The 22,041-nt window shown below is 60.0% G+C and carries 14 protein-coding genes and 1 pseudogene; 8 read left to right on the top strand and 7 right to left on the bottom strand.

The window, feature by feature from the left end; all coding sequences use genetic code 11:
* Positions 1-259: 259 nt before the first annotated feature.
* Both BI343_RS04920 and BI343_RS04915 read right to left on the bottom strand, forming a co-directional pair.
* Entirely contained in the window at positions 260-1,660 is a 1,401-nt protein-coding gene (locus tag BI343_RS04920) for an HlyD family type I secretion periplasmic adaptor subunit (RefSeq protein ID WP_071108879.1), read from the bottom strand.
* Positions 1,657-3,786, bottom strand: a complete 2,130-nt coding sequence (locus tag BI343_RS04915; protein WP_339375037.1) for a type I secretion system permease/ATPase — start codon at positions 3,784-3,786, stop codon at positions 1,657-1,659. Before BI343_RS04915 ends, BI343_RS04920 begins: the two co-directional genes overlap by 4 nt.
* A gap of 164 nt (positions 3,787-3,950) precedes the next feature.
* On the opposite strand from BI343_RS04915, the gene BI343_RS20260 reads away from it, so the two are divergent.
* Positions 3,951-5,294: a peptidylprolyl isomerase gene (locus BI343_RS20260; RefSeq protein WP_244886568.1), complete on the top strand. Its 1,344-nt coding sequence runs from the start codon at positions 3,951-3,953 to the stop codon at positions 5,292-5,294.
* A 94-nt stretch (positions 5,295-5,388) separates the two neighbouring features.
* On the opposite strand, the gene BI343_RS04905 is transcribed toward BI343_RS20260, so the two are convergent.
* The gene (locus BI343_RS04905) at positions 5,389-7,308 is read right to left on the bottom strand and encodes an amidohydrolase (RefSeq protein WP_071108877.1); all 1,920 of its coding nucleotides are present in this window, start codon (positions 7,306-7,308) and stop codon (positions 5,389-5,391) included.
* A 249-nt stretch (positions 7,309-7,557) separates the two neighbouring features.
* Between BI343_RS04905 and BI343_RS04900 the strand changes: the two genes are divergently transcribed.
* The 6 genes from BI343_RS04900 (at position 7,558) to BI343_RS04870 (ending at position 17,047) form a co-directional block, all read left to right on the top strand.
* The gene (locus BI343_RS04900; RefSeq protein ID WP_071108876.1) at positions 7,558-10,374 is read left to right on the top strand and encodes a valine--tRNA ligase; all 2,817 of its coding nucleotides are present in this window, start codon (positions 7,558-7,560) and stop codon (positions 10,372-10,374) included.
* Between the two features lie 341 nt (positions 10,375-10,715).
* Positions 10,716-11,854 (top strand): IS3 family transposase gene (locus tag BI343_RS04890; RefSeq protein WP_422614096.1). Its coding sequence is split into 2 segments (ribosomal slippage): positions 10,716-10,971 and positions 10,971-11,854, totalling 1,140 coding nucleotides; the frame shifts between segments, so codons are not numbered across the junction.
* A gap of 186 nt (positions 11,855-12,040) precedes the next feature.
* Positions 12,041-13,006, top strand: a complete 966-nt coding sequence (locus BI343_RS04885; protein ID WP_083340712.1) for an IS5 family transposase — start codon at positions 12,041-12,043, stop codon at positions 13,004-13,006.
* Positions 13,007-13,463: 457 nt separating this feature from the next.
* Positions 13,464-13,994 carry an REP-associated tyrosine transposase gene (locus tag BI343_RS04880; RefSeq protein ID WP_071108944.1) on the top strand — a complete coding sequence of 177 codons (531 nt, stop codon included), beginning with the start codon at positions 13,464-13,466 and terminating at the stop codon, positions 13,992-13,994.
* A 955-nt stretch (positions 13,995-14,949) separates the two neighbouring features.
* Positions 14,950-15,486: a BRO-N domain-containing protein gene (locus BI343_RS04875; protein ID WP_071108875.1), complete on the top strand. Its 537-nt coding sequence runs from the start codon at positions 14,950-14,952 to the stop codon at positions 15,484-15,486.
* Between the two features lie 508 nt (positions 15,487-15,994).
* Positions 15,995-17,047 (top strand): calcium:cation antiporter, encoded by a 1,053-nt coding sequence (locus BI343_RS04870; RefSeq protein ID WP_071108874.1) that lies wholly within the window; start codon positions 15,995-15,997, stop codon positions 17,045-17,047.
* Between the two features lie 394 nt (positions 17,048-17,441).
* Here the strand turns inward: BI343_RS04870 and BI343_RS19225 are convergent, their stop codons facing one another.
* From BI343_RS19225 to BI343_RS04850, 4 genes and pseudogenes are all read right to left on the bottom strand, one after another.
* Positions 17,442-17,783: a FlxA-like family protein gene (locus BI343_RS19225; protein WP_083340809.1), complete on the bottom strand. Its 342-nt coding sequence runs from the start codon at positions 17,781-17,783 to the stop codon at positions 17,442-17,444.
* A gap of 282 nt (positions 17,784-18,065) precedes the next feature.
* Positions 18,066-18,905 carry a DNA-binding transcriptional regulator DsdC gene (gene dsdC, locus BI343_RS20255; RefSeq protein WP_244886567.1) on the bottom strand — a complete coding sequence of 280 codons (840 nt, stop codon included), beginning with the start codon at positions 18,903-18,905 and terminating at the stop codon, positions 18,066-18,068.
* 1 nt (position 18,906) lies between these two features.
* Positions 18,907-20,214 (bottom strand): annotated as a pseudogene (gene dsdA, locus BI343_RS04855) (D-serine ammonia-lyase); the annotation flags it as partial.
* Between the two features lie 188 nt (positions 20,215-20,402).
* The gene (locus tag BI343_RS04850) at positions 20,403-20,816 is read right to left on the bottom strand and encodes a hypothetical protein (protein WP_043629166.1); all 414 of its coding nucleotides are present in this window, start codon (positions 20,814-20,816) and stop codon (positions 20,403-20,405) included.
* A gap of 434 nt (positions 20,817-21,250) precedes the next feature.
* Between BI343_RS04850 and BI343_RS04845 the strand changes: the two genes are divergently transcribed.
* Positions 21,251-22,000: an endonuclease/exonuclease/phosphatase family protein gene (locus tag BI343_RS04845; protein ID WP_071108871.1), complete on the top strand. Its 750-nt coding sequence runs from the start codon at positions 21,251-21,253 to the stop codon at positions 21,998-22,000.
* Positions 22,001-22,041: the final 41 nt, after the last annotated feature.

The raw sequence follows: 22,041 nt of genomic DNA, 5'->3' as shown, positions 1-22,041 counted from the left end.
TCTATATGATGGATGGACTACAGGCAGTTTTAACTGTAGCAATTAATAAAGTTATTGCTAGAAATACCTATCTGAAACATGAGGTTGCGGTGACGAATCCCATTTGGTGATGCCGGCAATGAGAGGAGCTTGTGTTCGCATGGATGTGGAACAGGGTGATCGAGCCCGCGAGCCAAAGACTTGCGTGTGCCTGCCGTTAGGCTTGCGGGACTGGCGTTTTGGGTTTTGATGCCTGTTAACCTATGGTAGATCGGCGGCCTCATCGCTCGGTAAAGGCTTCAGACTTGGCGCGCAGCACGGGCTTCAACAGGTAGGACAGAATGCTCTTGGTGCCGGTCATGATGTCCACTTGGGCCACCATGCCGGGAATGATGGGCAAATGGCGCTCTCCCAGCGTGCCTTGCTTGGTTTTTATCTTGGCCAGGTAAAAGGAATTGCCGCGCTCGTCGGTTTCGGTATCGGCGCTTACGTCCTGCACCACGCCCTCCATGCCGCCGTAAATCGTGTAGTCGTAGGCGGTGAAGCGCACGGTGGCGCGCTGCCCAGGGCGGATGAAGGCGATGTCGCGGGGGAGGATGCGCGTTTCCACCACCAGCGATTCGCCCAGCGGCACAATCTCCATGATGTCTTTGCCCGGCGCCACCACGCCGCCTATCGTGTTGGCGTAGATTTGCTTGACCTGTCCGTGCACCGGAGAGCGCACATCTGACAGTTTTACCTTATTGGCCAGGCCGGAGGTGTCGGCGGACAGGCTGTTGATCTTGGCCATGGTGTCGGAAAGCTCGGCGCTGGCCTGGTTGCGGAACGATAGTTCGTTTTCCTGAATCTTGCGGTTGGCTTCCTCTATGGCGGCTTGCAGGCGTGAAATCTGCGCCTGCGCCATGTCGCGGTCGCCTTTGAAGCGGGAAACCTCGCGCTCCAGCCGCAGCAAGTCCACATCCGAGGCGGCGCCGGAGTCCAGCAGCGGGCGCGTTTGCTCCAGCTCCTTGCTGGTGAACTGGAAGCTTTGGTCCGCCTGCTGCCGCCGCGCTTTCATTTCGTTCATTTCCTGAGCGCGTTGAGCCAACTCGCCTCGGGCGATGGCCAAGTTGTTGTCGAGTTCTTGCTTTTTGGCCATATACAGCGCCGTCTCTTGGCGGGCGATGTCCGGGGCCTGCTGGCTGACTTGCGCCGGAATGGCCAGCGGCGTGCCGTGGGCAATCGCGCCCAGCCGCGCCGCTTTGCCCAGCAGCGCCAGATATTGAGCCTGATTGGCCTGCAGCGACGAGACAAAGCGCGTGTTGTCTATGCTCAGCAGCAACTGGTTTTGTTGCACGATCTGCCCCTCGCGCACCCATAGTTTGGCCACCACGCCGCCATCCAGGCTTTGGATGTGCTGGATCTGCGAAGTGGGCACTACTTTGCCTTGGCCCTTGGTCACCTCGTTTATCTGCGCGAAGGCTGCCCACATGAAGGCCACCAGAATCAAGCCGGCCATGGTCCAGATGAAGACGCGGGGGCGGCCTGGGCTTTGCTGCAAAATCGCCCAATCGGCATCGGTGGCGAAATCGACATGCTCCTGCAAGTCGCGCGCCTCCGCCCAGTCCATGACCCGCTCCCAGTATGGAGAGGTTTTGCGTTGGCCTTGTTCCACCCAGCGTTGCCAGAACGGCTGCTTCATGCTTTTCCCCTGGAAACTTGCCCCTGCTGCAGGGCTTGGATAACCTCCGCTTTCGGGCCGTCGGCCACAATGGCGCCGTTTTCGATGATGATGAGCCGGTCCACCAGTTCGAGCAGCGCGGCATGGTGGGTGATCAGCACCACTGTTTTGCCTGGCATGATCTTGGCCAGGGTCTGTTTGATATGCGCTTCGGCGCCGCTGTCCATATTGCTGGTGGGTTCATCCAGAAGCAGGATGGGCGGCGCGTTGAGCAGGGCGCGGGCGATGGTCACGGCCTTGCGCTGTCCGCCCGACAGGGACTGGCCACGCTCGCCTATGATCATGTCGTAGCCCTGCGGGTGGCCGTTGACGAACTCGGACAAGCCCGCCAGCTCCACGGCGGCCTCGATGCTGGCGTCGTAGGCATGGGGCGAACCCATGGCGATGTTCTGGCGCAGGGTGCCGTAAAACAGCGAGGCGTCCTGCGGCACATGGCCGATATTGCGGCGCAGTTCGGTGGGGTCGATCTGGTGGATGTCGATGCCGTCTATCCGCACCGAGCCTTGGTCCGGGTGGTACAGGCCCATGATCAGCCGCTGCAGCGTTGACTTGCCTGATCCGATGCGGCCGATGATGCCCACCCGCTCCCCGGCCTTCATATGGAACGATACATTGCGCAGCGCGCTGGCCGGGTTGTCCGGATATTGGAAATCGACGTTGCGGAATTCGATGTCGCCCTTGAAACTGGTGCGGTGGAAGAAGTTGGCGTCCTTTTCCCGCTCCACCGGCATCTCCATGAAGGTGTCCAGAGACTTCAGCGACAGCTTGGCGTTATGGTACTGGGTGAGCAGGCCCACCAGTTGGCCCAGCGGCGCCATGGCGCGGCCGGACAGCATCACCGCGGCGATGACGCCGCCCTGCGAGGCCTGGCCGCGGAAGATGGCATAGACGCCTATCACCAGCACGGCGATGGTCACGCTTTGCTGGATCAGGCCGGAAAAATGATTGGCCGACGCCGCCAGCATCTTCAGCCTGGCGCCGATATGGGCCAAATAGCCGGTTGCCTCCTCCCAGCGGCCTTGCTGCTGGCCCTCCGCAGCCAGAATTTTGATGCTTTCCAGCTCGCTCAGGGTTTCCACCAGTTGAGCATTGCGTTGCGCGGTAGAGCGCAGCGTCGCCTCCGTCAGCGCTTTCATTTTTTCCTGTATCAGCAGGGCGAAGATCAGCATCATCGCCCCCCCTATCAGGATGGGCAGCATCAGCAGCGGTTGAATCCATGCCACCGCGGCCAGAAAGATCAGCACGAAGGGCAGGTCGATCAGCGCGGTGATGGAGGCGGAGGCGATGAAGTCGCGTATGGTTTCGAACGAGCGCAGATTGGCGGCAAAAGCGCCTACTGACGCCGGCTTGGCGGACATCCGCACCCCCAGCACGCGCTCCATGATCAAAGAAGACAGCTGGATGTCGATGCGCTTGCTCGCCAGGTCCAGCATATAGCCGCGCGTCATTTTCAGCAGGAAATCGAACACCAGGGACAAAATCGCGCCGGCCGCCAGCACCCACAGGGTGTAAATGGCCAAGTTGGGCACCACCCGGTCGTACACATTCATCGAAACCAGCGGCAGCACCAAGGCGAACACATTGATCATCAAAGAGGCGAGCAAGGAATCCCGATACAGCGGCAGTCCGCCGATGACCGCGTGCCAGAACCAGTGGCGGGAGCGGATATTGCCCATTTCCGGCGCCCGCCTGTCATAGCGGAAACGCGGGCGCACCAGAATGGCGATGCCGCTGTACAAGGCGGCGAACTCCTCAAGCGAGCGTGTCTCTTCCGATTCCGGCAGCTCGGAATGGCTGAAGCGAACAATGCCGGCCTTGACGTCGATGCCGCGCAGGATGCAGGCCTCTTCGTTTTTCAGCAGCAGCACCGCCGGCAGCAGCGCTTGCGGCAGCTGCGGCAACGGCTTTCTGACCACGCGCGACGTCAAGCCGATGCGGCGCGCCGAGCGCGAAAACATAGACGGCGTCAGCCGGTTGTTTTGCAAAGGAATCCCTGCCACCAGCGATTCGCGGGTGGCATTGATGCCGTACTGCCTGGCCAATGCGAACAAGCAGTCCAGCAAAGGATCAAGATGGGTGGCTTGCAAATGCAATCCCCCATTAGGTATTTCTTGACTAATGTTTTGCATTTTCACCTCGGGCGGCATGGTGACTACTCCCCGACAGATAGTATGTCCAGCCTTTTTCTGACTATAGCTAGTTTGAATCGCGGCGAAACATTCTTTTGATCCGGCTTATGCCTTTGTTTTAATTGGCGCTTCGTGTCGGTGGCATGGTGCGATGCGGCGCGGTCGCCGAGGCGGGCGCGCTTAAAAAAGACAAGGGAGGGCAAATAAGGCGCAATAAAAAGCGCTTCATCTGGATTCAAGTTTTGGAGATGGCAAGCAGGTCGCAAAATGCGCTGCCAAATTCAATACAGTATGGAATGCGCAGGACAGGAGAAATTTTTCAACTGCCGTATGCGGAACTGGACCAATCGGCGCGCGGGCTGTGCGCCGCCAATAAAGCCGCGCAGCGCGCCGGCGCGATACTCCAGCGCGAGTCGTGCGGCGCCGTCTTCATGCGGCGGCAGGAAAGCATGGAGAGGCTTGTCGCTTTGGCCGAGTTGCGTATGCGGGCATGGCCAGGCTTGCTTTATCGCAACGGGATGAACATGATGGACGGATGGCCGTCGCGTAGATTTACGGCGGTATTGCCAGCGGATGGCCAATCAATCCAAGCCGCACTTGCGCTGTTGGCCGGCTCTGGCACAATGCACCTACTGCAAGACAATCCAAATGCATATCCAGACAAGGAAACACTCATGCACAAGCCTTCCCGCCTTGCCCTGACCGCCTGCCTGCTTGCGCTTTTCGCCGCGCCGGCGGCCTTTGCCGCTGACGCGCCGGTGGCCACGGTAAACGGCGTCGCCATTCCTCAATCCAGAATGGACCTGATCCTGAAATCGCAGGAAGAGCACGGCGCCAAGGACAGCCCGGAGCTGCGCCAGCAGATCCGCGATTTCCTGGTCACCAATGAAGTGTTGGTTCAAGAGGCCAAGAAACAAGGCATCGACAAGAGCGATTCGGTCAAGCAAGAGCTGGAAATGGCGCAGCGCGGCGTGCTGTTGAACGCCTTCCAGCAGAATTTCCTCAAAAGCAACGTGATTTCCGACGATCAGCTCAAGGCAGAATATGACCGACTGAAAGCGGCTACGCCGTCCAAGGAATACCACGCGCGCCATATCCTGGTGAAAACCGAAAAAGAAGCCAACGCCATTCTGGCGCAGTTGAAGAAGGGCAAGTCGTTTGATGCGCTGGCCAAGGCCAAATCCAACGATCTGGGCAGCAAGAACAGCGGCGGCGATCTGGGTTGGAGCGATCCTGGCCAGTACGTGAAGGAGTTCGGAGACGCCATGGTCGCTTTGAAGCCAGGCGAAATCACTCAAACGCCGGTAAAGTCCCAATATGGCTACCACATCATCAAGCTGGAAGGCGTGCGCGAGGCGGAAGGCCCCAAGTTTGAAGACGTGAAGCCGCAACTGCAGCAGGAAATGCAGCGCACGGCCTTTGACAAGATGATCCAGGACTTGAAGGGCAAGGCCAAGGTCGAGTAAGCGGCGGGCCTCCCTGCCTGCGCATGGTTGGCGGCGCGGCGGATGAATAAAAGCCTGCCCGGAGACGGGCAGGCTTTTTCATGGCGATCAAGCATTAATGCTTATCATAAGCATAAACCTGTGTGCCTCCACGCCAGGTGGCCAGCACCGGAATGTCTCGCACGTTTTCTATGGTTTCATTCAAAGGATCTCCGGCTAGCAGCACCAAGTCAGCCAGTTTGCCAGGTTCTAGGGAGCCGATCAGATGATCCATGTGGCACTGCCAAGCGGCATCCAGCGTCACCGCCTTCAACGCTTGCAGGCGTGAAATCCTTTCCTCTTCGTTCAAAACGGGTTTTTCCTCGCCAGGGGCGCCTTCCATCTTGCGGTAGATTGCCTGTTCCGCCATGCGCAGCGGCCCCAGCGGGGAAACGAAGTGGTCGGAATGCAGGCTGATTCTCATGCCGGCCTCCAGCGCGGATTTACAGCGATCAAGCAATTGCGATCGGGCCTCGCCCAGCACGTTTTGCTGGAAAGTGTAGCCCCAGTAGCCGACATGGCCAATCAGGAAGCTGGGCGAGATGCCCAGTTTTGCCATGCGGTGAATGGTCGAGGTGCTCATCAATGAGGCATGCTCCACGCGGGGGCGCAGCCGCGCCACATCCGCCCCGGTGATTTCGATTGCCTGCTGGTAGCTATCGAGCACCAGCTCCATGCCCTGGTCGCCATTTGCATGCACCAACACCGGCCATCCCTGGCTCATGGCTAGCTGCAAATAGGCATTCAAAGGACTGTTTTGTTGATGATTGCCTTCGCAGCAGCTCGCTGGCGGCAGCCTGAAGTTGTAAAGCCCCGTGTCCGGCACACCCGGCACGCTGTGGTTGACGCCGTCTTTGTCGGGTGTCTGGGTGTATAGATACGGCTGGTATTGGAAGCCCGTCAGTCCCTGATTGGAACCGTCTGCCACCAGCTTCAGCGCCTTGATCATGAAGTTGCTGTCGTTCTGGCTGTTGAGGTCAGGTTTGAACTCGTTCATCCAACGCGCCATTTGCGCCAGTTCGTTAGAGTAGAGCGCCGCGCAAATCCGCACCGGCGATAAGCCGAGATTGGCCAGCGTTTCCAGCAGCAACACCTCGATTTCTTTGAGAGAAGAGCCTACCCCGGCATCCAATACAGTGGTGATGCCTCTGCTCGAGGCCTCGTGCAGCAGCGGCAAGATGTTTTCCACCAAGCCCTCAAGCAGCTGCAATTTGGGAATGGCTTTAAGAATGGAGCCTATGCCTGTTTCGGTAAAGACCCCCTGGCTCTTGTCGATTTCCTCCGGTGTGAGCTTGGCCTGGTTCATGGCCACGCTGTTTGCATAGCCGATATGGCCGGAGGAGTTGAGAAGGAAGATCGCGATATTGCTGTGCGGCCCCGCCAGCTCGTCGAGCATGCTTGAATTGATATTGGTCCACTTTTTCATCAGGGAGGGGTCCACGCCAAAGCCGGTGATCCAGCGCACCCCATCGGTGGTTTGGACTTTGGGGTGGTCAATTGCGTCTTTGATCTTGCCGGCAATGTATTCGTAGCGGTAGTCCGGAAGCAGTCGCTGCGACTCCGGGTGCGATTTGTCATGGTCGCCAAATGGCCCCAGTTGTAGCCAGCCCTGGAAGATGGCGCTGGGCACAATATGGAGATGGGGATCGATCAGGCCGGGCATCAGTGTTTGATTGTCTTCCAGAACAACTTCGCGATAGGGAAAATGGCTGGCCATCTCGGTGCGCACGTCATGCAGCGAACCTGTTGCGACAATGCGTCCGGCAGCGATGCCCAGCGCCTCCACCCGGTCCGGATGGGATGAAGCCAGGGGGCGTATGATGCCGCCGTGGAAAATCATATTCTCGTGCCGCGGCAACTGCGGGTAGTGCTTTGGGTTGGAGGCGAAGGCCTCCAGCTGTCTGCGCCAATCTGCCTGTCCTTCTGCGGTGTGGACCAGCTCATCCAATATGGGCAGGGTGCAGCATGCGCAACCCAGGTGGTGGTCGAGGTTCATGCGATTCTCCTTGTCAGATTTGGTATTGCGTGGCAATGAATATGCATTTTGTTATTTCAAAGTGACAATTGAAATCTATTTCAATAAAGCTGCGATCTTGCCAGTCAGTTTGGTCAGGGCTGGGTGATACGGGCATGGCGCGTGCTTGCGCCGTGGCGAGGCTAGGGCCAGCGCAATAGGGGGTCGGAGCATGCGTCAAAACCGGTTATAATCGAACCATTTTTCCATCCAGAAAACCAAGATTCAGACATGGAACTTGCCAAGAGCTACGAACCGGGCGACCTCGAGCGCCGTTGGTACCAACACTGGGAACAGGCCGGCTACTTCAAGCCGAGCATGGACACCTCCAAGCCGTCTTTCGCCATCCAGCTGCCGCCGCCCAACGTCACCGGCACGCTGCACATGGGCCACGCCTTCAACCAGACCATCATGGACGGCCTCACCCGCTACTACCGGATGAAGGGCCATAACACCGTTTGGATTCCAGGCACCGACCACGCCGGCATCGCCACCCAGATCGTAGTGGAGCGCCAGCTGGCCGATCAGGGCCAAAACCGCCACGACATGGGCCGCGAAGCCTTCACCAGCAAGATCTGGGAATGGAAGGAAAAATCCGGCGGCACCATCACCAGCCAGATGCGCCGCGTCGGCTGCTCGGTGGATTGGGACCGCGAATACTTCACCATGGACGACGCCCGCGCCGAGACCGTCACAGAAGTCTTCGTCCGTCTGTACGAGCAAGGCCTGATCTACCGCGGCAAGCGCCTGTCCAACTGGGACGCCAAGCTGGGCACCGCCATCTCCGACCTCGAAGTGGTATCCGAGGAAGAAGACGGCCACATGTGGCACATCAAATATCCGGTGGTGGATAGCGACGAGTTCGTCACCGTCGCCACCACCCGTCCGGAAACGCTGCTGGGCGACGTTGCCGTGGCCATCGCCCCGGACGACGAGCGCTACCAGCACCTGCTGGGCAAGCAGCTGCAGCTGCCGCTCACCGGCCGCACCATCCCGGTGATCGCCGACGAGTACGTGGACAAGGAATTCGGCACTGGCTTCGTCAAGATCACCCCGGCGCACGACTTCAACGACTACGAAGTGGGCAAGCGCCACAACACCCAGCTGATCAACGTGATGAGCCTGGAAGCCAAGATTCTGGCCAAGGCGCAAATCTTCGGCTTCGACGGCGCCGCCCAAGGCACCATCGAGCTGCCGGCTGCCTACGCCGGCCTCACCGCCCAGGAGGCGCGCAAGGCCATGCTGGCCGATCTGCAAGCCCAGGGCCTGCTGCTGGAAACCAAGCCGCACAAGCTGATGGTGCCGCGCGGCGACCGCACCGGCACCGTGATCGAGCCGCTGTTGACCGACCAATGGTTCGTGGCCATGAACAAAGTCGCCGAGGGCGACGTCACCGGCCAATCCATCGCCGCCAAGGCGATCGAGGCGGTGGAATCCGGCGAAGTGCGCTTCGTGCCGGAAAACTGGGTCAACACCTACAACCAGTGGATGAAGAACATCCAGGACTGGTGCATCTCGCGCCAGCTGTGGTGGGGCCACCAGATTCCGGCCTGGTACGACGAAGACGGCAATATCTACGTCGGCCGCACCGAGGTGGAAGCCCAGGCCAAGGCCGGCGGCAAAACCCTGCGCCGCGAGCAGGACGTGCTGGACACCTGGTTCAGCTCGGCCCTGGTGCCGTTCTCCACCTTGGGCTGGCCGGAAGAAACGCCTGAGCTCAAGGCCTTCCTGCCCTCGCAAGTGCTGGTGACCGGCTACGAAATCATCTTCTTCTGGGTAGCCCGGATGATCATGATGACCAAGCACTTCACCGGCAAGGTGCCGTTCAAGGATGTTTACATCCACGGCATGGTGCGCGATCACGAAGGCAAGAAGATGTCCAAGTCCGAGGGCAACGTGATCGACCCGGTGGACCTGATCGACGGCATCGCGCTGCAGCCGCTGGTGGAAAAACGCACCACCGGCCTGCGCCGCCCGGAAAAGGCCCCGCAGATCGCCAAGGCCACGGAAAAGCTGTTCCCGGAAGGCATCCCGGCCTACGGCACCGACGCGCTGCGCTTTACCATGGCCAGCTACGCCACGCTGGGCCGATCGGTCAACTTCGACTTCAAGCGCGCCGAAGGCTACCGCAACTTCTGCAACAAGCTGTGGAACGCCACCCGCTTTGTGATGATGAACGCGGAAGGCAAAGACTGCGGCCAGATTGAGACCCTGCCGCTGGAATACAGCTTTGTCGACCAATGGATCATCGGCCGCCTGCAGCAGGCTGAGATCGACGTCACCAGCGCGCTGGAAACCTACCGCTTCGATATCGCCGCCCAGGTGATCTACGAATTCATCTGGAACGAGTACTGCGACTGGTATGTGGAACTGGCCAAGGTGCAAATCCAGGGCGGCAACGAAGCCCAGCAGCGCGCCACCCGCCGCACCCTGGTGCGCGTGCTGGAAGTGGCGCTGCGCCTGACCCACCCGCTGATGCCCTTCATCACTGAAGAGCTGTGGCAGACCGTCGCCCCACTGGCCAACGCCAAGAAGACCGACTCGCTGATGCTGGCCGCCTGGCCGGTTGCGGAGGAGGGCAAGATCAACGCGCAAGCCAATGCGCGCATGGAAGCCTTCAAGGACATGGTCAACGCGGTGCGCAATCTGCGCGGCGAAATGGGCATCGGCCCGGCCGTCAAGGCTCCGCTGTTCATCGAAACCGCCGACGCCTCCATCGCGGACTTCGTGCCTTACCTGAAGCTGCTGGCCCGCCTGACCGAGGGCACGCTGGTGGCCAAGCTGCCGGAAGACGACGCCCCGGTGGCCATCTCCGGCGAAGCACGCCTGATGCTGAAGGTGGAAGTGGACAAGGCCGCGGAAACCGCGCGTCTGACCAAGGAGCAGGGCAAGGTGGAAGCCGAGCTGGCCAAGCTGACGGCCAAGCTGGAGAAGCCGGGTTACGTGGACAAGGCGCCGGCGCATTTGGTTGAGCGCGACAAGGCTCAGCTGGCTGAGCTGAATGACAAGTTGGAGAAGGTTAGGGCGCAGTTGGCCAAGCTGGCTTGAACTTAAGCCTGGTCTGGAAGTGAAAAACCCGCCGGAAGGCGGGTTTTTGTTTTTGTTACGCTATTCGGACGCCGTGGAATGGAACTTGCACTTAAATAGGCACCGAACACCCCCATGGGCACGCTAAGCTACGAGAGCAACATCAACTAATGAGAAGATAATGCAGATACCTTAGTTTTTTGGTCAAGAAGTTTTTGTACTTGATCAATACGGTTACTAGGCACAAAAATTTCTGCCACATAGTCGAAGAAGTTCCAGTCCTGCTCTGGCTGATCTGCTCCCCTCAGCTCCTACCAATCAAAAGTAGAGAGAAGTCTGTCACTTGAAGGAAAATGACGGATATGAAGAAGAGCAGATACACCGAAGAGCAGATCATCGGCTTTCTCAAGCAGGCCGAACTCGGCATGGCCATCAAGGAGGTCTGCCGCCAGGGAGGCTTCTCTGAAGCCACCTTCTACAAATGGCGAAGCAAATACGGCGGCATGAACGTCGCGGAATTGCAGCGCGCTCGCGATCTGGAAGCCGAGAATGCCCGGCTCAAGAAGCTGCTGGCCGAAGCCCACCTCGATATCGAAGCTCTCAAGGTCGCCTTCGGGATAAAGCGCTAGCCCCGCAAGCCAAGCGGCAGGCCATCCGCATCATGCTAAGCAGCGGACTGGCATTGTCGGAACGCCGCGCTTGCCGGCTTGTGGGGCTTTCTCGAGACGCCTGGCGACATCCGCCGCAAACCGATGCATTCACGCATCGGCTGACCGCCCGCATCATCGATATCGCCCACACGCGCCGCCGCTTTGGCTATCGGCGAGTGCATGACCTGTTGCGCGCCGAGTTTCCGGGCATCAACCACAAGCGGGTGTACCGCTTGTATCGCGAACAAGGTCTGGCGGTTAGACGACGTAACCGTCGGCGTAAGCTGACCGGCGTGCGCACGCTGCTGCAAGCCGCTACGCAGTGGAATGAGGTGTGGAGCATGGATTTTGTCAGCGACCAGTTAGCCAGTGGTCGGCGCTTGAAATGCCTGACGGTCGCCGATGACTTCAGCCACGAAGCGGTGCAGATTGCGGTGGATTTCTCGATGTCCGGTCAATACGTCACGCGGATGTTGGATCAGGCGGCGCAATTTCGCGGCTATCCGTCAGCGATCCGGACGGACAATGGGCCGGAGTTCACCAGTCGGGCATTCATGGGCTGGGCGCAAAGCCGCGGCATCCGCCACATCCTGATTCAACCAGGCCGGCCGATGCAGAATGGTTACATCGAAAGCTTCAATGCCAGACTCCGCGACGAATGCCTGAACGAGCATGTCTTTGATTCGCTGGCGGAGGCCAGGCAGATCATCTCCGCGTGGCGGGACGATTACAATCAAGTCCGTCCCCATGGATCGATTGGCCGGATACCGCCAGCGGAATTTGCGGCACGCCATCGCCAGGCACAATTAGCAAGCCAAAGATCAGCAGGTTCCACCACCATGCAAACCTAGGACTTCTCTCCTGATTGCTGGTATGGCTAGCGGGGGCAGATCACCACCACTACTGCTACTCATTGTCACTGCTGCTCACTTTCTCTTGCAGAAATTGCAAGTTGTCACCAATGCTAAGGAAGGTCTGAACAAGTCTCCAATCTTCCCGTAAACTGACTCCCCCTCAGTCAGATCCAGGACGCCAGCATGCGACAGCAGATGACCTTCACCGATCTCGAACTCGCCGCTAAGAAGAAGCGCACCCGCCGCGAAATCTTTCTGACAGAGATGGATCAGGTCATGCCTTGGGCGCAGCTCGAAGCCGTCATCGATCCAGTGTATCCCAAGCCTGGCAACGGTCGCCGCCCCTACCCGTTGTCCGCCATGCTGCGCGTCTACTGCCTGCAGCACTGGTACAGCCTGTCCGATCCCGCCATGGAAGAAAGCCTGTACGAGATCGCCTCCATGCGCCAGTTCGCCGGCCTCTCCCTGGACGCCGTCCCGGACGAAACCACCCTGCTGAACTTCCGCCATCTGCTGGAAAAGCACCAGCTGACCCACGCTCTGTTTACCGCCATCCACCAGCATCTCTGCGACAAAGGGCTGATGTTGAAGCAAGGCACCATCGTCGATGCCACCCTGATCCACGCGCCCAGCTCCACCAAAAACGCTCAGGGCGAGCGCGATCCGGACATGCATCAAACCAAGAAGGGCAATCAGTGGTACTTCGGCATGAAGGCCCATATCGGCGTCGACGCCCAGTCCGGCTTGGTGCATCACGTGGCCGGCACCCCCGCCAATGTGGCGGATGTCACGATGGTCGATCAGTTGTTGCACGGCGAGGAAATCGATGTGTTTGGCGACGCCGGCTTTGCTGGCGTGCACAAGCGAGCCGAACACCAATCGCGAGCGGTGCGTTGGTGGATTGCGATGAGGCCCGGCCAGCGCAAAGCGCTGACCGATTCAGCCGACGACCGGCAGATCCAGCTGGGCGAAATGGTCAAAGCCAAGATTCGGGCCAAAGTGGAGCATCCGTTTCGGGTCATCAAGCAGCAGTTTGGCTACCTGAAAACACGCTACCGCGGTTTGAAGAAGAACACCGCGCAACTGATGACGCTGTTTGGGCTGGCCAACATCTGGCTGGCGCGAAAGGCCTTGCTGGCGGCGAGTTAAAAGGCCGGATGACCGGAAGCACCCGGTCATCCTCATGGCGGGCGATCTAGAATTGGTAGGTCTAATGCAACCGAAGCCCCCGCGAGAAATTGCATTTCTGTTTGCGTGGCAGGTTGTTCAGACCTTCCCTAATGTGCATGAATGCTACTTTGGCTACCCACCTACTTCAAATTAGCATACCAATTACCGCGTACCCCGGATAATTGACTGATGTTTTGTATGTGATGCGCTGGCCGCATCGCGGCGGAACTCCCGGCTTTGCCGGGATTCCGCCCTACGGGTTGGGGTCGGGATTTTTCCGTAGGGTGGATGCCCCGGAGGGGCGATCCACCGTTGCTCTGCCGTTGATGGGCGCGTGTCAATCCTGTGGCTGACTTTGTCGCTGGCCTTTTGACGGATGGGTTGGCGGGTGTCTGCGGCCTTATGGTTTGGGTTTTGGCATTCTGGGGGAATGGCCATGTCCAACTATCGGCGCTGGCGTGTGCCGGGTGGGACGTATTTCCTGACCTTCACGCTGCTGGATCGAGGCGCCAGCTTGTTGGTGGACCATATCGACGCGCTGCGCGAAGCGGTGAGGCTGACTCGGCGCGAGCGCCCATTTCATATCGACGGATGGGTGGTGTTGCCGGATCATGTGCATTGCATGATCACCTTGCCGTCCGGCGATGACGATTTTTCCAATCGCATCAAAGCCATCAAAATCCGCTTCGTCCGCGCCTTGCCTGCGCTGGAATATCGCAATCCCGCTCGGTGCCGCAATGGGGAGCGGGGTATCTGGCAACGCCGCTTCTGGGAGCATTGCATCCGTTCCGAGGCCGACTATGCCGCGCATCTGGATTACATCCACATCAATCCTCTCAAGCATGGTTTGGTGTCCCGTGTTCGGGATTGGCCGTTTTCCACTTTTCATCGGGCGGTTAAGCAAGGCTTGTATCCGCAAAACTGGGCGGGAGACGATGACTTGATACCGGCATCCGCGTTTGAATGATGTGTCCGCTTCGCGGACGATTGTTTGGGGGCCGGTTCCGTCCGGCTGACGGGTCCATTTCTTTTGCGCCGCCAAAAGAAATGGACGAAAGAAAAGGCGGCCCTGGGCGTTTCGAAACCCCGGTCAAAACAACGCGCCCCAGGCGCGGCCGAACTCGCACCGCGCTAACGTCGCGGTGCTCAAACAGGCGGCCGCTTAAAACCTGGGGTGTGTTGTTTTGACCGGCTCACGCCAAGGGAATGGGGCTCGTCGCTCACGTTCTACGGAACATGCTTGTTGCAAGCAGAGCGAGCTATGCGCGAAAGGTTGCGATGCGGCGGAACTCCCGGCTTTGCCGGGATTCCGCCCTACGTAGGGCGGATGCCCCGAAGGGGTGATCCGCCGCAGGAGATAAACCCATGTTGTGTGGCAGCCAATCTGCCCCTTCGGGACGCGCCGGGAAAAAGGCGGCCGGCAAGGTTTTTAAGCGGCCGTCTGTTTGAGCGCCGCGACGCTAGCGCGGTGCGAGTTCGGCCGCGCCTTGCCGGTTGGCTTTTCCCGGGGTTTCGCGGGACGCAGGGGCGAGGGGGGATGAAAGGGGGCGGCGCGTGCGCCGCGCGGAAAGCGGCCCTAAAATGTCTGTCCGCGTAGCGGACACAGGACAATCTATCCTGCCCTTCTTGCCAGTCTTCCTAGTGTCATTTACCCTTGACCCTCTTGTGCCTGGGTTCTAGCCTTGTCGAGTTGTGTTCAATAGCACGACCGGGTTTGGCGACCTGGGCTACATGGCAAACATGGCTGTTATCAAGCTGTGTTTGTCGCGCTCGCGCGCGCTCATGCACTCCATGGCGGGCCGGGTGGGGAGACCTCCGGGTCTGCCGGGGCCATGTAGCCGGTTCGCCAACCCCGCCTTGGCCTGCCACCCGCGTTTGGCGACGTGGGTGGTGGTGGAAACCACTACATGGAGGTTCTCTCAATGGAACATTCCGCCCATTTGCCCGCGTCCCCATCTTTGCGGGAATTCACTTTCCTCGATAAACCCTTTCATCTCCTGCATCGCCACAACGGTCTGTGGTTCTTCGCCGACGATGTCGCGGCGGCGATCAAATGCCGTACTACGGCGGCCTTGCTGACCAAGCTGAACAAGGAGGAGGTCCGCACCATGCCATTGGGCGGCGGGGAGGTGGTTTGCCTGTCCGAAACCGGCGTGGCCATGGCGATTCGGCGGTATCGCAAGCCGGCGGCGCGGCGGTTTCGGCGTTGGCTGGAGGAGGAGTTGCTGCCGGCTTTGCGGCGGGAGGGCGAGGAGGCGTTGACAGCGGATCAACTGGAGCTGGCCTTGGCGCTGGCGGCGGAGGCGGCGCGGCAGGTGAGCCGGGCGGTGCTGGATGCGGTGTTGGAGAACGGTGAGGCGTGCTGGCAGCATAGCCGCTGGCTGGTGACGCTGGACTACGAGCGCCATAACCGCCAGAAACACCCGTCAACAGCTCAGTCGCCACTCTGGATGCGCTAGCCGAGCTGATCGCCGTGCCGGACGGCATGCCGGCAACCGATACCGAGTTGGTGAAATTGGCGGCGGCTTGCCATTTGCGCTTGGCCGAGCGGATGAGCCTGCGGGTAGCTGATGAGTGATGTAGGGTGCGTCACCCCGCCTCTGTGGCGGGGCGACGCACCGTTTGTTTTCCACCTTCTTTAATGTTGATTTGGCGAGATATGTTGGCGGTGCGTCGCCCTTGCGGGTGACGCACCCTACTTGGAGATCGTTTGTGATGGTCAAGTGGATGGGCCTTCGGAGTGAGGGACGATTGCGTTCTTTCTGACAGAGCGACGCGCCGTTTGTTTACAAAGCCTGAACCCGCTGGCCGTGTCGTGGTCTATTCATTTAATGCTGCTATGCTGTGGCTAATGCAGCCTTCCCGCAGGTTTCTCGATCGCACTCCCCGAATGGTTGTCCGGCTGGTTTCGGCCTGGCTTTGGCCGGGCGAGAGAGGCGGCCGTTCATCAACAATAAGGAAAATCCATTGGCTCATAACACGATTCCGCGCTGGACCATCATCACCCCTGTATTGGCCTGGGCCGCTATTGCCGCATCGGCGGCGGCGGGCGGGCATGCTATTTATCTTGCCCTGCTGGCAGTGTTGCTGGCGGGAACGGTATTCGCCGCGGTGCATCACGCCGAGGTGGTGGCGCATAAGGTGGGCGAGCCTTTCGGCACGCTGATCCTGGCGCTGATCATTTCCTTCATGCTGGGCGGGGGCGAGGAGAAGCTGGCGCTGGCGCGGGACACCATTTTTTCCGCCATCATGATCACCTGCAACGGCATTCTGGGCATTTGCCTGTTGCTGGGCGGACTGCGCCATCGCGAGCAGAACTTCCAGCTCAGCGGCGCCAAAGCGGCCTTGACCGTGCTGGCGGCGATTTCGGTGCTGGCGCTGGTGCTGCCCAACTACGGCACCAGCCAGCCGGGGCCCTTGCTGTCGTCGTCGCAGCTGGCGTTTACCGGCGTGGTGTCGCTGGTGCTGTACGGCGCTTTCGTGTTTGTGCAAACCATCCGCCACCGCGATTATTTTCTGGTGGAGGGCAGCCATGACGAGGACGAGCACGCGCCGCCGCCGTCCAACAAGGTGGCCATGTTGAGCGTGGGCGCGCTGCTGGTTTGCCTGGTGGCGGTGGTGACCCTGGCCAAGCTGCTGTCGCCGTCGATTGAGCGTTTCGTGGTGGACGCCGGCGCGCCGGCGGCGGTGGTGGGCATCATCATCGCGTCCCTGGTGCTGCTGCCGGAGGGGCTGGCCGCCGCCAATGCGGCGCGGGCGGATAAGGTGCAGACCAGCTTGAATCTGGCTTTGGGTTCGGCGCTGGCATCCATTGGCCTGACCATTCCCACGGTGGCGATGATTTTCGTGTTCATGGGCGAGCCGCTGATCCTGGGGCTGGAAATCAAGGAAACCATCTTTCTGATGCTGACGCTGGTGGCGTGCTCCTTGTCGCTGTCGGTCGGACGCACCACGATTTTGCAGGGCATCGTGCACCTGGTGATCTTCGCCTCTTTCGTATTCTTCGCGATCAGCCCCTGAGCGAGCCTTGATGAATTAACGCAATAGCCGCCGGCCTCTGCTCCGGCGGCTTTTTTTGCGGCTTGGGGCTGGCCGCGCCCGAAGCGAGTGGCGCGCCGAAGCCATTGATCTGTCGCCGCGTGGCGGTCCATAGGTTTTTGCCTGCCGGTACTCGCATACGACTGTTTTTGCTGACGGCCTGCTTGGGCTGTTTTCTTGCCGGACCCGCGCTGGCCGATTATTCCGTTTTCTACGGCTCTGCGCAGGATTCGCCGCCTGAGTTGCGGCTGGACTTGCAGGCTGAGCAGGACAAGACGCGGGCAGCGGCTTGCCGCCGGCGCATGGCGAATGGGGTCGCTGGCGTCTGTCGCCGCAGGGCCAGCAGGTGGAATGGGGCCTCGCGCTGAAAGAGCCGTCAGGCGAAGTCGTCTATGGCGTTTTGTCCATTCTGTTTTTTGCCGGCAGGGCCGCGCCCTTGATGATTGGCGGGGCGTGCCTCCTGCTGCTTTTGGGCCTTGAGCTGGGCAATTTCGGCTTCCAATTCCGCAATCTGTTGCTTGAGCTGTTCCGCCAATTTCTCCTGCTCCTGTTTGCTGATAGTGCCGTTCGCTTGCCCTCCGTTCTGCAAGCCTTGCAATTGTTCTCTCAATTGCTGCAGCTGCTGTTCCAAGCTGGCGATCTGGCTGTCGATGTTTGAGCTGTCTGCGCGGATGGGTCTGGCGGGCAATGCGGGGGATGCGGAGAGGCTGCTTATCATCGCGGTATCCTTTCTCGTTAAGCGCGCTGAATCGCTGACAAGGTTGTGAGAGCGGCGTTGAAAATGAAGCGCGCAATCAAATATTTAGCCTAAAAAATGCCAATGTCAAATTAATGGATTTAATTGCTATCTTTGTCATTTTGATGCGGTGTTTTTTTTGCGCTGGAGCGCGAGGGTGGGACCGATATTGGCTGGATAGGCAGGCACGGGCTTTGTTTCTGTCGCTTCGCACGCTGGCGTCGCTGCCCGTCGACAGCCAGCTGGCGAGAGCGTGGGGCAGGTCTAGCCGGCTTGCCCGAGCAGCCAGTTGATGAGGGCCTGCAGCCTGGCGGATGCCGGACCGGGCGGGTGAGCCAAGTAGTAGTCGTAATGGCCGGCGGGAATGAAATCGCCCAGTGGCATGACCAGCTTGCCTTCGTTGAGCAGGGTTTGGGCCAGCCGGCGGCGGCCGATGGCGATGCCGGCATGGTGGACGGCTGCGGCCAGGCACAGGTCGGAGCGGTCGAAGGTGAGGCCGGCGGCCGGCAGGCTGGATTCATGACCGGCTGCGCGCGCCCACAGCTGCCATTCCGCGTTGTAAGCCGCATGGCGCCAGGCGTGGGCGTCATGCAGCAGCACGCAGCGGCTCAGCGCCAGATGGTTGCCGCGCAGCCCGTGTTTCGCGGCGTATTGTGGGCTGCATACCGGCGCCATCTGTTCGTCCATCAGTTTGATGATGGCTAGGCCGGGAAAGGCGCCGTCCGCGTAGCAAAGCGCCAGATCCACGCCTCCGGCGCGGAAATCAGCGTCCTCGTTGCCTGTGCGGACTTCCAGTTCGATCTGCGGATAGCGTTCGCAAAAGTCCGCCAGCCGTGGTGCTAGCCAGCAGTGGGCAATGGAGGGATGGGCGTGCAGCTTCAGCCGCCCGGCGGGAGCGTCGGATTGGGGCTGCAGGGCGGCGTCCAGTTCGCCCATGCCGCGTTGTAAAACCGCGTAAATCCGCTCGCCGTCGGCCGTCAGGCGGATGTGCCGGGTCAGGCGCTGGAATAGCGGGTAGCCAAGCGCGCGTTCCAGCCGCGCGATGCGGTGGCTGACGGCGCTGGGCGTCAGGCATAGTTCCGCGGCCGCGCGCCAGGTAAGCATCCATTTCCGCCGCAGGCACCATGCCGCCGCCGGTGGCCCAGATGAGATGGTTGGCTTGGGCCATGCGCTCCGGCGTCAGGCCCAGCCGAGCGCGGTAGCGCTGAGTTTCAGCCTGGATGCGGACGATGCCGGGGGCGCCGGCCAGGGCGGATGGTTCCAGCCGCAGGCCTTCTGTCTGTTCCATCATCGCCAGCAGCCGGAACAGTTCCTCATCGCTGACGGTGTAGTAGCCATCGATCAGCCGCTGCATGGCGCGCCCGACGAATCCGGATGGCCGGCCTACCGCCAGGCCGTCTGCCGCGGTGCGGTTGTCGATGCCGAAATCCTGCACGGAAACCTGATCGTGCAGGCCGGTGTAGACGCCAAGCAACATGCACGGCGAGTGGGTGGGTTCGGCAAACAGGCAATGCACGGCATCGCCAAAAGCCAGCTTCAGGCCGAAGGCCACGCCGCCGGGGCCGCCGCCTACGCCGCAAGGCAGATAAACGAACAGCGGATGCGCGGCGTCCACGATTACGCCGGCCGCATCCAGCTGCGCTTTCAGCCGTTGTCCGGCCACAGCATAGCCGAGGAACAAGCTGGTGGAGTTTTCATCATCGACAAAATGGCAGGCCGGGTCGCTTTGCGCCTGCTGGCGGCCTTGCGCCACCGCTGCGCTGTAGTCGGACGAATATTCGATCACTGTCACGCCGTGGGCGCGCAGCATGTCTTTTTTCCATTGGCGGGCGTCGGCCGACATATGGACCATAGTGTGAAAACCCAGTTTGGCGCCGATGATGCCGATGGATAAGCCCAGGTTGCCGGTGGAGCCCACGGCGATCTTGTAGCGGCTGAACAGGGCGCGCGCGGCGGGGGTGTCCAGTTTGGCGTAGTCGTCATCCGGGCTCAGCAGTTTGTGCCGCAGCGCCAGATCTTCGGCATGCTTGAGCACTTCATAGATGCCGCCGCGCGCCTTGATAGAGCCGGAAATCGGCAACTGGCTGTCCGCCTTCAGCCAAAGCCGGCCGGATAAGTCCATGCCATGGCGGCGGCCTAGCGCGTCTTGAAACGCGGGCATGGCAAGCAAGGGCGACTCCAGAATGCCGGCGCTGGCAGCTGTTTCCGGAAAGGCCTGGCGGAAGTAGGCGGCAAATCGCTGCAGTCTGGCGGAGGCATCGGCCACATCCGCCGCAGACAGGCCGACATCGGCAAGGCCTTCCGCCGCAGGGGCGATGCCGGGGTTAAACCAGCTGCATTCCTGCAGCGCCATCATCTCCGTGATCAAAGGATGGCTGTGCTGCCAATCGGTTAACGGTTGAATTTGGCTCATCTGTTTTCCTTGTGCGCTTCTCATCTTGGCATGAGTGTGGCTGCCGTCGCCGATGGCTACGACTATTCTAGGCAAACATTAAACAGCGTGGCCTACCGTTAGGCAAAAGATCATTTAACAGGCGATGGATGAATTGAAATTATGTGTTGCGTGCCAGCCTTGTGCAAGTCGCCGGCATGCCGGCTCGCTTAACGATTCTGGTAAGGCGGGAGGGGCTGCAGCATGTGCATGGGGATGGCGCGTTTTTTCCCCGTTTGCGGGTCGATTCCCAGTCCGGGCGTCATGGGCTGGCCGGAAAAGTCTCTGCGCCAGGCTGGCATGGTTTGGTAGACATGCGGCTGTTCCCAATTGGGATTGCGCGAGCGCATGTCGCCATCGACTGGCTTGGAGGCGTTCATCTCCAGCCACGTCTTGTCGAGGTCCCCTAGCGGGACGCGAGGCGCAACTTCCAGCGGCTTGGTTTTGTTTTTTGCTTCAAATGGATAGGGTCGATTTGCAGGCGTGTGGGCCGGTTTGACAGCAAAATCGTAGGAGGGAAGAGAAGAGGCTGCCAGCTGGGCGCTGCTAAGCGCCAATGGCAGCAGAATGAAAAGTTTGCGCATCAATGATTCCTGCCAGAATGGGCATGCGAAGCTGCCCGCTGTTGCACGGATGGGTGGCATCGACGTCCTGCCAGACGCGCGACGTGCCCTAAGGGTTCCCTGCTAAGGATTAGGATGTTAATTTTGATAGATAGAGCATTCTACCTAAATACCATCATGGTAACAATCCGCAGCCAAGGCGCGCTGACCAAGGCCCTCCCTGGGATGCTGGGCTAAGGACGCTTGCGCAGCCAGCTCCAATCTCGGGACGGAAGCCGCAAGCCAGGCTTCCCTGCGGCCGGCTAAAGAGCGGTTATTTCGTCGCGCCTGCTTTATGTGCTGGCTTCTTGTATGAACTATCTTCATCAGTGTCGACAGATGAAAAACCGTATCAAATTCATGTATGAACTGGTTGGATTGACTCAGAATGCCTACATAAGATTTTGAGTATTGATATGAACAATATCAGCGTCATCACCTACAACATCCACAAGGGAATGTCGCCGCTGAACCGCCATGTGCGTGTGGGCGACATGGCCGAGGCGCTGGCGGATCTGGCGCCGGACTTGCTGTTTTTGCAGGAGGTGCAAGGCCGTAATCTGGCGCGTGCGCTTAGCCATCAGCGCTGGCCTGTTCAGCCGCAGCACCATTTCCTGGCCCGCCGACTGGCGCATCGCGCCGTATATGGCCTGAACGCCAGTTATGACTATGGCCATCACGGCAATGCCTTGCTGACCCGGTTTCGGGTGGGGGAGTGGTGCAACCGCGATATTTCGGTCAATCGTTTCGAGAGCCGCGGCGTGTTGCAATGCCTGGTGCAGCCGGACGGCTGGCCGCAGCCGGTGGTGGCGCTGTGCGGGCACTTCAATCTGCTTGCGTTTGACCGGCGAAAACAGTACCGGGGCTTGGCTCGATACGTGCAAGAAGCCATTGCCGAGCACCAACCGCTGATTCTGGCAGGCGATTTCAACGACTGGCGCGGCGAGGCCAGCGCAATGTTGAAAGGCGAGCTGGGTTTGGACGAGGTATTTCTGCAATTGTATGGCGGCCACGCGCAGAGCTTTCCGGCGCGGATGCCGATGCTGGCATTGGACCGCATCTATGTGCGGGGTTTGAAGGTGGAGTCGGCAAAGGTGCTGTCCGGCAGGCCGTGGTCTGGCTTGTCGGATCATCTGCCGCTGTATGCGCAACTCAGTCTGTACTGACGAAGGCGACAGAGTAGGAGCGGCGCAATAAAACTAGAAGT

The organism is Chromobacterium amazonense (genome assembly GCF_001855565.1).
Classification (GTDB): Bacteria; Pseudomonadota; Gammaproteobacteria; order Burkholderiales; family Chromobacteriaceae; genus Chromobacterium; species Chromobacterium amazonense.
Note: the sequence above shows the minus strand (reverse complement) of the source record. Positions and strands in the feature narration are given on the sequence as shown.